Below are 11,509 nucleotides of genomic sequence, written 5' to 3' on the forward strand. Positions count from 1 at the left end.
CAGATGCAACCCGCGGCGCAGAAGACTATTTAGCAGAAGTTCAACAGCTGGAAGACTTGCTTTCACGTCAACTAAGCGAGGTCGAAGGCGAGGGGATTTTGGCTGAGCTAAAGCGCAACGATTTCCGCGCAGCACATGAAGTCTTGGTTGAAGACGGGCCGGTGCGCACACTTGATGACAATGACACTGAAGCAACAGGTGTGTTACAAGGATTTACGACACGCGCCCGAAAATTTGCCCAGCAAGCCGTATTCAATCAGCAGGCGCTGGCCCAATTTATGGTTGAAGAACAAAAGGCCACGAAAAGCTATCGGGCGTTTGTATTGGCACTTTTGGGATTGATTGTCGTCTTGCTTTGCGCTTTGCTGCTTAGATAAAGTCGGCACACTTCGATTCATATTCTTGAGGCCTAATGGATATCGCACATCCTGACACGGATAAGCTGGTCACGGTCACACTCGATCCAGAAACAATCATTTCGATTGATCCGGACGAAGTGCATGAGCGCCGCATTGCCGTTTTTGATCTGGTTGAAGAGAACCAGTTTGCCCCCATAACCTCAATTTCAGAAGCGCATGGACCTTACGCATTGCACGTGTCGATCCGCGGAAACCATTTGGGCTTGGATGTGCGTAACCCCACGACCAACGAACCCATCGCTGCCCATTTTTTGTCTTTAACCCCGTTCCGTCATCTCATTCGCGACTATTTTCGTGTTCGAGAAAGCTATTACGATGCGATCAAAAGCGCGCAGCCCTATCAAATTGAAACCGTGGATATGGCCCGTAGGGGGCTGCACAATCAGGCTGCAGAATTGTTGCGCCACCGTTTAGATGGCAAGTTGGAAATGGATGAGAACACAGCGCGACGCTTGTTCACCCTCATTTGTGCGGTTCAGCCCTATGCCGAACAGCGCACTGACACCAAATCGGATATGCCAACGGTTTTGTTTGTGTGCTCGATGAATTCAGTGCGCTCGCCAATGGCCGCGGCATTGGCCCGTCGGGCCTTTCCAACGCGCATAATTGCCCGCTCGGCGGGGGTGCGTTCTGGCAAAGTTGATAATTTTGTCCATGAGGTCATGGAAGAAATTGGCGTAGACATGTCGGTGCACACCCCACATACAATGGACGAGTTGGTGGCCAATTCGTTTGATTTGATTGTCACTTTGTCGGACGAGGCACCAGAAGCTGTTGACGCACGCAATTATGAAGTTGGCAAACGCTTGCATTGGCAAGTTGATGACCCAACTTTGATCGATGGAAATCGAGCCCAAAAACTAGATGCATATCGTGCCTTGCGCGAAGACTTAAACAACCGTATTAACACCGAGCTGCAATCGCTGGTGACAAATGGTTCACAAATCGTTTGAATTTGTATAGGTTGCGGCCAATTCGAGCGCTGTTGCGCTTGAAGGTGCTTATCAGGAGATAGAATGGCCAAAGAAGAAATGCTCGAATTTCCGGGCGTCGTACAGGAATTGTTGCCAAACGCGACATTCCGCGTGAAGCTCGAAAATGAACACGAAATCATCGCCCACACTGCGGGCCGCATGCGCAAAAACCGTATCCGTGTTTTGGCAGGCGATAAGGTGCTTGTTGAAATGACACCTTACGATCTCACCAAAGGCCGGATCACATACCGCTTCAAGTAAGCGGTGCGTGCCCTAACATGAGCGATAAAACATAATGGTCGCAGCTCGTCCCGAACTCATTCTCGCCTCTGCATCACCGCGCCGCTTGGCGCTGTTGAACCAGATTGGCGTTGAGCCGGATCATCTGATCCCCGCGGACGTGGACGAAACTCCCTTAAAAAACGAAATACCGCGCAAGCTTGCTGCGCGCCTGGCGCACACCAAGGCGTTGGCGGCGCAGCATAAGGCGCGCCAAACCGGCATTGGCGACAATGCGCTGGTTTTGGGAGGTGACACAGTAGTTGCGGTGGGTCGGCGCATTTTGCCAAAGGCAGAAATGCTAGACGACGCCGCGGCATCGTTGCGCCTGCTGAGTGGTCGTTCGCACCGCGTTTTCACCTCGATTTGCTTGCTCAACCCAGCAGGCGGCGCCAAACGCCGCGTGGTGGAAACCCGCATTCGGTTCAAGCGCCTTTCCAATGCTGAAATTGATGCTTATCTGGCCAGCGGCGAATGGGAAGATAAAGCTGGCGCTTACGCCATTCAAGGCATAGCGGGTGCATTTGTCATCAAGTTGCAAGGCTCATTCCACGCGGTTATGGGCTTGCCCCTATATGAGACGGTGCAGCTTTTGCGCAGCGAAAACTATCCCATCGAGTTCAACTGGCTCAATTCCACATCAGGAATTTAAGATGAGCGACACCTCTAACCGTTCCAATGTCACCGGCTTGCGCCCATCAAAACCCTGCGTGATGTGCGAAAAACCAAGCGTACGCGCCTTCCATCCATTTTGCTCGAAACGCTGTGCGGATCTTGATCTGGGCAAGTGGCTGAACGGTTCCTACGCCATTCCCGTGGTCGAAGAAGATGGTGCTCAGCTTGACAATTATGACGACGAATTCGACGATTGAGTGATCGAAAACTGTCGCTAACACGCTGAAAATCGGTGCGTTTTTCTATTAGAGCGGGAAACTTTCAATATAGGTGATATTTTTTGTCTTTGCACGGTAGACAATATCAATTTCTCACCCTATAAACCCGCCACAGCATGTATGAATTGGTTGAACAAACGTTCCTGATTCACTACAGGATGCCCGGGTAGCTCAGGGGTAGAGCAGCGGATTGAAAATCCGCGTGTCGGTGGTTCAAATCCGCCCCCGGGCACCATCTTTTCAAAAACACAGTTCATTGGTATTCCGTCTTCTGGCTGCGCCAATATTGTGCTGCGCGCATGGTTGCGAAATCTCCGACGCTTAGCCGTGATTTAAATTGTCGCATGGTTTGAAGACCGATTTTTCACATTTCGATTTGCTCTTGCATGTCATCCACGCCAAACTGGTTTGAACAATTGGTCAAATCGGGAGTGGTTATATGACGTTCAATGCAATGGTGGTTCGTAAGGACGATGAGGGAAAAACATCGGCCAAGATCGAACAGCTCGAAATTGATCAGCTACCCGAAGGTGATGTGACCGTTGCTGTTGAATATTCAACACTGAATTACAAAGATGGATTGTGCTTGGGCCCAGGCGGAGGTTTGGTCCGCAATTATCCTCATGTGCCCGGTATTGATTTTGCGGGCACCGTCGAAACATCCAGCGACGATCGTTATAAACCGGGTGACAAAGTTGTTTTGACCGGATGGAACGTAGGTGAGAACTGGTGGGGCGGCTACGCACAAAAGGCGCGGGTAAAAGCGGATTGGTTGGTGCCGCTGCCTAAAGGATTGAGCACCAAAGATGCCATGGCCGTGGGCACCGCCGGCTTTACCGCTATGTTGGCGACAATTGCGTTGGAAGATCATGGGTTGTCACCGGACAAAGGTCCCGTGTTGGTTACCGGCGCTGCCGGCGGTGTTGGTTCGGTCGCCACGGCGATTCTTTCTAACCTTGGCTACGAAGTGGCTGCGGTTACAGGCCGGCCAGAGACGGCTGACTATTTGAAATCGCTCGGGGCGACAACCATCGTGCCCCGCGATGAGCTGAACGAAACAACCAAGCGTCCGCTGGAAAAGGAAACTTGGGCCGGGTGCATTGACGCAGTCGGTGGCTCGATGCTGGCGCGTTTGCTCGGGCAAATGCAATATGGCGCATCAGTCGCCGCCGTTGGTCTTGCAGGCGGTGCACAATTGCCCGCAACTGTGATCCCGTTCCTTTTGCGGGGGGTGAACTTACTGGGCATTGACTCAGTGCGCCGCCCTTACGAGGATCGTGTGCGCGCATGGCAACGTGTGGCCAACGATTTACCAATGGATAAATTGAATGCCATGGTGGAGCCTGCTGCACTTGCCGATTTGCCCGCTTTAGGCAAAGCTATCCTTGCTGGGGAAGTACGTGGCCGCGTCGTTGTGGATGTAAACGCCTAATGCGCAATTTGACCAGATCTATGCGCTTGCCAGAATTTCACGGGATGGGAAAGCGGTATATAAGCGACGTCTTGCGCCCACGGCGTTAAAAAGCTACGAACGGCCTCAGCATATTTCCGTTGGACCGATATAAAACCAAATGATGACAATTACGCCCATAGTTTTGCTGTCCCTGTGCAGTTTTATTGCGGCGTTTGGTTTGACGTATCAATTGTTTCGATTGGCGCCAAAACTGCAATTGTTGCAGCATGCGAACGCCCGGTCTTCCCATAGCAAACCAACCGCCACCGGAGGCGGCGTTTCATTTGCCTTCATCGGGCTGATGATCGGGTTTGCGTTTTGCTTCATGCAGCCAAAAATGCTGCCCTATATGTTGTTTGCTGCGCTGCTGACAATTGTGGGGTTGCTAGATGACTTGTTTGAGGTGCGTGCGCTTTGGCGCTTTGCAATCCAGTTCTTGTCGACAATTGTTCTGTTTTGGTCAGTCGGGACCATTGATTTTGCTGTCAGTTTGCTCGGCCCCGGCCTTTTCTTTTTTGCACTGCTCGGTTGCCTCTTAGCTGCAATTTGGTGGCTAAATCTGGTCAATTTTATGGATGGAATTGATGGTTTGGTTGCGACACAATCTGCCGCAATCATGTTTTGCGCGGTGTTGCTTGGCCCTATAGTTTTTGGCACACCAATGGGCATTTTTGAACTTTGGGGCGTAATTGTTGCCAGTGCCGTCTTAGGTTTTTTAATGCTCAACTTCCCACCTGCTCGGATATTTATGGGTGATGCGGGCAGCTATTTTATTGCGGCGGCCATGTTGGCCATGTTTCTTTTTTCAAGTTCGCAAACACCGCATGTGATTGTGGCGTGGTTACTTCTCGCTGCCCCTCTGGTTTGTGACGCCACGGGAACCCTTGTTGTTCGCTTCTTGCAGCGCGAGAAATGGTACGCGCCGCATCGCCAGCATCTCTATCAAAAACTGAGCAGGCGTTGGTCCAGCCATCGTTTGGCCACGCTAGCCTATTTAGCCGCAACGCTCTTCATCATGCTACCTTTGGCCGTGCTGAGCATCCTTCTGCCAGAGGTTGCGGTAATATTGCTGCTTGTGACTTATAGTGTTGGGATGGCATTTGTTATTATTCTGGGGGCAGGTCGCCCCGAACACGCGTAACTATGGTCCATTTTGCCAGGGTGCTCTAAAGTGCCCACAAAACCAAATGGGCGCAAAACAAAGAGTTTTGGGGAAAATCAGTTAATGAGACAATGGCTGCGTAAATTTGCGATGGCGATGCCAAGGGCGCAAAAAAGGCTCATCTTCTTGTGTTTTGATTTTATAACGCTGTTGGGCATTGTTTGGCTTAGCTATTCCTTGCGCCTTGGGCAATTGTTTGAGCCAAGCCTCAAGCAGCTTATGGTGATGGTTGCCGCCCCAATTGTTGCAATACCAATCTTCATTCGACTTGGCATCTATCGAGCGGTCATTCGCTATCTTCCAGACCGTGCAATTTGGACAATTCTTTTTGCAGTTGGCATTGCCACAGTGGCTTGGGTTTTCATCGCATTCGCCACTGAAATGACAGGTGGCGACGGTGTGCCCCGTTCTGTGCCAATTCTTTATTTTGCTTTTTCAGTTTTGGTGATTGGCGGCAGCAGGTTTTTGGCCAAAGCAATTGTAATTGGGTCCAGTGGTTCCAGCTTGAGCAAAGACGCCGTGTTGATCTATGGGGCCGGGGACGCCGGTTCGCAATTGTGCTCAGCAATGATTGCTCAAGGCCACAGATATGTGGCGGGATTTGTTGACGATGACAAAACGATCTGGGGAACAGAGGTTGTGGGGGTGCGTGTGCACAGCCCCGAGCGCATCGATAGTTTGATTTCCGACTACGGTGTCAAAGAAATCATTCTATCCATTCCAGCCCTTTCGGCAAACAAACGTCGTGAGATTGTTGATGGGCTTTCAAAACACAATGTCAAAATCCGAACGCTGCCCTTGCTGTCGGACTTGGTCGAAGGCAAATATCTGATCAATCAGATCCGGGTTATTGACATTGATGAACTGCTTGGACGCTCTTCCGTTCCCGCTCAGCCTGACCTCTTGGAGAGTGCGCTGCAGGACAAAACGGTGCTGATAACGGGCGCTGGCGGATCAATTGGTGCAGAGTTGTGTAAACTTGCCATCAAATGGAAACCGAAAAAGATCGTGCTTTTTGAAGCCAACGAATTTGCATTGTACACCATCCAACAAACCCTGTTGGAGCGTGGCTATAAAGATATCGTTTCGGTGCTTTCCTCGATTGAGAATCGCTCCACCTTGCGCGAAGTAATTGAAAAAAATGACGTTGAAGTAGTGTTTCATGCCGCCGCGCATAAGCATGTGCCACTACTAGAAGAAAATGTGCTCGAAGGCGTGCGCAATAATGTGATGGGCACTCGCGCCGTGGCGGAAGTCGCGGCAGAAGCGGGGGTTGAGCGGGTCATCTTGATTTCTTCTGACAAGGCGGTCCGGCCAACGAATGTCATGGGGGCGACCAAACGTTGGGCAGAGGAAATCATCCGCCATCAGTCCAACCTGGCCGAAGAGCGAGGAACAGGACAGGTTTTTGCCTCAGTTCGGTTTGGCAACGTTTTGGGTTCAAACGGCTCCGTTGTTCCAAAGTTCAAGGCTCAAATTGAGCGGGGCGGCCCCATCACGCTTACCGATCCGGCAATGACCCGATATTTTATGTCTATCCATGAAGCGGCAGAATTGATTGTGCAGGCAAGTTCATTGGCCACAGGTGGCGACATATTCGTGCTTGAGATGGGCAAACCAGTGCCCATAACGGAACTGGCGCGCAACATGGTTCAACTGGCAGGGCTCAGTGTGCGCGACGGAGCAAACCCAAATGGCGATATTGAAATTGTCCAAACGGGCATTCGTCCCGGAGAGAAGCTTTTTGAAGAGCTTTTTTATGACGAAGGCTCAGTGAGTGTGACATCTCATTCCAAAATCATGCGTGCGAAAACCAAAAGCCAAAACTCGAGCAATAAATTGCCCGCAGAACTGGAAAAGCTGGAGGCGGTGCTGGCGAAAAAAGATGAGGACGCCGTGCGCAAAATCTTATTTGGATTCGTTGAAAATCGTACAGACTAAAAGCGCTTTAGGGCGCGGGTGCGATTTTGTTGAGCAAAACAGCTGATTTGCAGGAAAAATTGAACGGTTGGTCGATAATCCTTTGACAAGTTGGCCTGAAACAATAGCCTTGCCTTCGAGTCGAAGTTTCGGGGAACAAAATGGCGACACCACCACTGTTGGTTCTAGGAAATGTAAACCTAGAACTGATCTTAGGCACATTGTCAGAATGGCCTGAGTTTGAGAGCGAAACAATCATGTCGACCTCGAACTTTCGAGCAGGTGGCGCTGCGGGCAATACAGCACTTGCGCTTGCGGGATTGAGCGTAGAACATCGATTGATCGCAGCCATTGGAAATGACGAACTTGCCACATGGCTAAAAGGTGAATTCCAGCCCAGCACAACCTCGTGGACTGCAGTGCAAGCAAACACGTCTGTGTCGGTGAGCATTTTGCACGAACAGGGTAGGGTCTTTCTAACTTCGCAAGGTCATTTGAACGCGGCAACCGTTGATACGATGATCGACGCGATACCGCCGGCCACTTCAAGGTCTTCATTTGCTCTGCTTACCGGCATCAACTTAATGCCAGGTGTGACCGCTGGCATGTCCCAATTGCTGACAATGCTCTCGACCATGGGGTGGACTACTGTTCTAGACTATGGTCGCCCCCCGGAAGGGTGGAACGAAGATACGATATCAGTTTATCGCAATTGGGCACGCGCTTCAGACGTGGTAATTATGCTTGAAGATGACCTGCGCACAATCATGCATTCTGACGATACCGATACAGCAATGAATGAGTTGGCTGCTACACTTGCAACACATCAGATATTGGTGGTGTTGAGAGGATTGACCCGAGTTGACGCGGTTAACCAAGGAAAAATCGCAACTACAACTTGTGACAAATTTGCTGCCACAGATACGGTTGGTTTTGGGGATATTTTTAACGCGGGGTTCCTCAATTCACTCATGTCAGGTGAAGGTGTGCAAATGGCAATTGAATCTGGCCTAACGGTGGCCAAAATCGCCGTCACCACCTCGCCCAGGCTTTACGGTGTATTTGTCGATTGATCGGCAAATTGCGCCCGATTTCATCTCCCACAAACGAAATCGCTCAAGTATAGGCTGGGTTTTGCCCATCTTATGCAATTTTTTATATGCGACGCCGATCGTATAAATTCCATATGTTTTCAATATGTTAGATCGATTGCTCTGCATGGACAATGCATTGCGTTGTGTTCATTGGTAATTTTTTGGTTGCATAATGGTATCTTATTGGTTTTATTTAGAGCCAAGGGAGGCCTTTCGGATGCAAAACAGCGCGAGGGGCGGTGAGACAAGTTTTGATCGTCTGAACGATCTTATTTCCGCAATTCAGCCACGAGCTGAAATCGGAAATCAACTTTCACCGCAGAACAAAAAACTGCAGTTTGCCGTACGCCACGCGATTGATAGTGGCGTGTTGGGGCACGGTGACAGATTGCCGCCTGAAAACGAATTGTCTCGTGCATTTGGAATGCCTGTGAAATCAGTCAAACGGGCACTCGACAAAATGGTGGGTGAGGGCGTCTTGCGCCAAAGTGCCACCAGTGAAAAATTCGTTGCTCACCGCTATGCTACAACGCTTTCAACCTCCAATGGGTTTAGTTCGGATGCGGCGGTAAAGGGCCATGCCACGCGATTTGAAATGTTGAGCAAAGAAGTTGGGCAGCCCACAGAGCTTGAATTGGACATGCTGGAACTATCGCCAGGCGATTTGGTAACACGCATTCATCGAGTGCGTTTGGCCGATGAGAAACCGGTATGCGTTGAATTAGCGTGCCTTCCCTCCCGCATTTTGCCGGTTGAAAGCGATATCTCCCAATCTCTCTATGCGTTTCTCGCAGAACGAAACCTGCGCCCAGTTCGTGGCGTGCAAAGAGTTCGTGCTCAAGTGATGCAAGAGCGTGAAGCTAAGCTTTTACAAGTCGCACCGGGTTCACCTTGTTTGTTTGCAGAGCAACAGAGTTTCTTGAAATCTGGCGAGCCAATTGAATATGTGTGCACCCATTTTCGGGGTGACGCCTATGATTTTATCATTGAAATGAAAGTGGGCGGCTAATGGTGTTTAATAGTAGCCCAACCTCATCCAAAACCGTTGCTTCAAGCGTTGCAACGCTTCTGCGCAACGGGCGGATATTTGACGGCACTGAATTTGTTGAGGGCAAGGCAGTGCTTGTCGAAGATGGCAAAATTTCAGCTATTTTTGATGATGGTATTGGCACCCAAGATTGCCAAATTGAAGATTTAGGTGGCAAGTTGCTTGTGCCCGGCTTTGTTGATGTGCAAGTCAATGGCGGTGGCGGCGTGATGTTCAACGATGAGCAATCAGTCGATGCTCTTGAGACTATCGCCAACGGCCATCGCAAGTTTGGTACCACCACACTTTTGCCCACCTTCATCACTGATAGCTTCTCCCAGATGCAAGCGGCCAGCACGGCCATGCGCCAAGCCATTGGCCAAGGTCTGCCCGGTGTCCGTGGTGTTCATTTTGAAGGTCCTTACTTCTCCATGGAGCGCAGAGGCGTCCACGCAGAACAATTTGTTCGCTCGGTAGATGAAGGCGCTTTTGACCTGTTCACTCAAACTGGCATGGGCGTGGTGCTTGTCACACTTGCGCCAGAAGTCGTGCCGGTTGATTTTGTTACAAGACTAAGCAGCGCTGGCATTCGTGTTTGCGCCGGGCACACCAATGCGACCTATGATCAAGCAACAGCTGGGTTCGCCGCTGGTATTTCAGGTGTCACGCACCTCTACAATGCCATGCCACCGATTATGAACCGCGAGCCGGGCATAATCGGTGCCGCTTATGACAATAAGGACATTTATTGCGGGCTCATTGTGGATGGGCATCATTTGCACCATGCAACCGCGCGAACTGTCATCGCCTGCAAGGGCACGAACCGCATCATGTTGGTGACTGATGCAATGGCCACCGTGGGATCGAACAAGTCCAGCTTTAACCTATATGGTACCGAAATCTTTGCCAAAAATGGGCGCCTTGCGACCAAAGAAGGCAAGCTGGCTGGTTCAGATCTAAATATGATGGATGCCGTTCGATTGACCCGTGACGAGTTGGGGGTCGACTTTGGTGAGGCCTTACGCATGGCTTCACTCTATCCCGCGACGTACCTAGGTCTAAACGACCAGATTGGCAAAATCGCAGCCGGCTATGATGCTGATTTTGCCCTAATCGATGAGGCGACCGACAAGGTTACGCGTACATGGATCAAAGGTGCGGGGGTCAATAGCTGATGCCTTATTGCTTTGACATTGGTGGCACGAACATTCGGTTTGGTATGCCAGAAGCAAACGGCAATGTGCCCGTTATTGCTTCTGTTGCAACACCAACAAAAAGTCTTGCACACTTTGTTGAAGCAATTGAAAACCTGATCCAAACACATGGACAAACGCGGCACAATTCGATTGCTATTTCGCTGACAGGTGTTGTGCATCCAAAAACGCAAAAAGTGCGCGTGGCGAATATTCCTGCCATTGATGGTGTGAATATCGCACATGAAATAACCAAGCGATTGGGGCTACCGACAGTTGTTGCCAATGATGCGGACTGTTTGGCGCTAGCAGAGGCGCGCGTGGGCGTTGCCAAAGGGGCGAAAAATGTTTTCGCCATCGTTTTAGGCACAGGCGTTGGTGGTGGCGTTGTTGCAGATGGCCACATTGTTGCTGGCAGCAATGGCGCTGCAGGCGAATGGGGGCACGGACCTGTTGTTGACCCAACTGCGGGCGGCAAAATACCTTCAGTTGGATATTTTGAGTGTGGCTGCGGGCAAGTGGGTTGCCTTGATACAGTTGGTGGCGCGCGCGGTATGGAAAAACTGCACAAAGCGCTTTGCGGCAAAACTCTTAAGAGCGAAGGGATTGCCGCCGCATGGATTATGGGTGAACCAGATGCATGCACAACGATTGATATTTGGTCCCAAATTCTTTCTGGCCCCCTTGCCATGATCGTCAACCTATTGGGCCCTGAAATTGTGCCTGTCGGCGGCGGTTTGGCAAACGCCGTCACCGGCTGTACATCCGTCGCCAAGGTTTGCGAAACCCTCGTCACTGTCACCGTCGCAATCGTTGTCGAGGCCGTCACAGATTTCCGGGACGCCGGGGCAGACCGCCGGGTCGCTGTCGTCACAGTCGCTGGCGTCGCTGGACGTGCCCGCTGGCTGCTCACAGGACACGATGGGCGCGCTGGCGTCCCCGAAGCCGTCGCCGTCCGCGTCATCGTAGAAGGTGTCGCCCGAGGAGCTGTCGAGGCTGTCGTCGGCGTCATCGACCAAGCCGTCGCAGTCGTCGTCCAGCTCGTTGCAGACCTCGCTGGCGCCGGGGTTCACCGCCGCGTCGCCGTCGTCACAG

12 protein-coding genes, 1 tRNA gene and 1 pseudogene are annotated in these 11,509 nt (G+C 51.2%); 13 read left to right on the forward strand and 1 reads right to left on the reverse strand.

What is annotated here, in order from left to right:
* From Q0231_RS03330 to Q0231_RS16670, 13 genes and pseudogenes are all read left to right on the forward strand, one after another.
* On the forward strand, positions 1–377 hold a 377-nt coding region (locus Q0231_RS03330), incomplete at its 5' end, for a hypothetical protein (protein ID WP_299345058.1).
* Positions 378–412: 35 nt separating this feature from the next.
* Entirely contained in the window at positions 413–1,372 is a 960-nt protein-coding gene (locus Q0231_RS16665) for a UPF0262 family protein (protein ID WP_367274462.1), read from the forward strand.
* A 63-nt stretch (positions 1,373–1,435) separates the two neighbouring features.
* Positions 1,436–1,654 carry a translation initiation factor IF-1 gene (infA, locus tag Q0231_RS03345; RefSeq protein ID WP_269392687.1) on the forward strand — a complete coding sequence of 73 codons (219 nt, stop codon included), beginning with the start codon at positions 1,436–1,438 and terminating at the stop codon, positions 1,652–1,654.
* Positions 1,655–1,688: 34 nt separating this feature from the next.
* Positions 1,689–2,324 (forward strand): Maf family nucleotide pyrophosphatase, encoded by a 636-nt coding sequence (locus Q0231_RS03350; protein ID WP_269392686.1) that lies wholly within the window; start codon positions 1,689–1,691, stop codon positions 2,322–2,324.
* A gap of 1 nt (position 2,325) precedes the next feature.
* Entirely contained in the window at positions 2,326–2,544 is a 219-nt protein-coding gene (locus tag Q0231_RS03355) for a DNA gyrase inhibitor YacG (RefSeq protein ID WP_299345063.1), read from the forward strand.
* A gap of 181 nt (positions 2,545–2,725) precedes the next feature.
* Positions 2,726–2,800: transfer RNA gene (locus Q0231_RS03360), tRNA-Phe, on the forward strand.
* A 204-nt stretch (positions 2,801–3,004) separates the two neighbouring features.
* On the forward strand, positions 3,005–3,997 hold the full coding sequence (locus Q0231_RS03365; RefSeq protein ID WP_299345066.1) for an MDR family oxidoreductase: 993 nt from the start codon (positions 3,005–3,007) through the stop codon (positions 3,995–3,997).
* A gap of 139 nt (positions 3,998–4,136) precedes the next feature.
* Complete coding sequence (locus tag Q0231_RS03370) at positions 4,137–5,159, forward strand: glycosyltransferase family 4 protein (RefSeq protein ID WP_299345069.1); 1,023 nt, start codon at positions 4,137–4,139, stop codon at positions 5,157–5,159.
* An 84-nt stretch (positions 5,160–5,243) separates the two neighbouring features.
* On the forward strand, positions 5,244–7,121 hold the full coding sequence (locus Q0231_RS03375) for a nucleoside-diphosphate sugar epimerase/dehydratase (protein WP_299345072.1): 1,878 nt from the start codon (positions 5,244–5,246) through the stop codon (positions 7,119–7,121).
* A gap of 140 nt (positions 7,122–7,261) precedes the next feature.
* On the forward strand, positions 7,262–8,173 hold the full coding sequence (locus Q0231_RS03380; RefSeq protein ID WP_269392681.1) for a carbohydrate kinase family protein: 912 nt from the start codon (positions 7,262–7,264) through the stop codon (positions 8,171–8,173).
* 238 nt (positions 8,174–8,411) lie between these two features.
* Entirely contained in the window at positions 8,412–9,203 is a 792-nt protein-coding gene (locus Q0231_RS03385) for a GntR family transcriptional regulator (RefSeq protein WP_299345077.1), read from the forward strand.
* Positions 9,203–10,396 (forward strand): N-acetylglucosamine-6-phosphate deacetylase, encoded by a 1,194-nt coding sequence (gene nagA, locus Q0231_RS03390; RefSeq protein WP_299345080.1) that lies wholly within the window; start codon positions 9,203–9,205, stop codon positions 10,394–10,396. Before Q0231_RS03385 ends, nagA begins: the two co-directional genes overlap by 1 nt.
* 44 nt (positions 10,397–10,440) lie before the next feature.
* Positions 10,441–11,151: pseudogene (locus Q0231_RS16670) on the forward strand (ROK family protein); the annotation flags it as partial.
* Here the strand turns inward: Q0231_RS16670 and Q0231_RS16675 are convergent.
* The gene (locus Q0231_RS16675; RefSeq protein ID WP_367274463.1) at positions 11,116–11,487 is read right to left on the reverse strand and encodes a putative metal-binding motif-containing protein; all 372 of its coding nucleotides are present in this window, start codon (positions 11,485–11,487) and stop codon (positions 11,116–11,118) included. The pseudogene Q0231_RS16670 and the gene Q0231_RS16675 sit on opposite strands and share 36 nt — an antisense overlap.
* Between the last annotated feature and the right edge of the window lie 22 nt (positions 11,488–11,509).

The organism is uncultured Maritalea sp. (assembly GCF_937139385.1).
In the GTDB taxonomy this organism is placed as follows: Bacteria; Pseudomonadota; Alphaproteobacteria; order Rhizobiales; family Devosiaceae; genus Maritalea; species Maritalea porphyrae_A.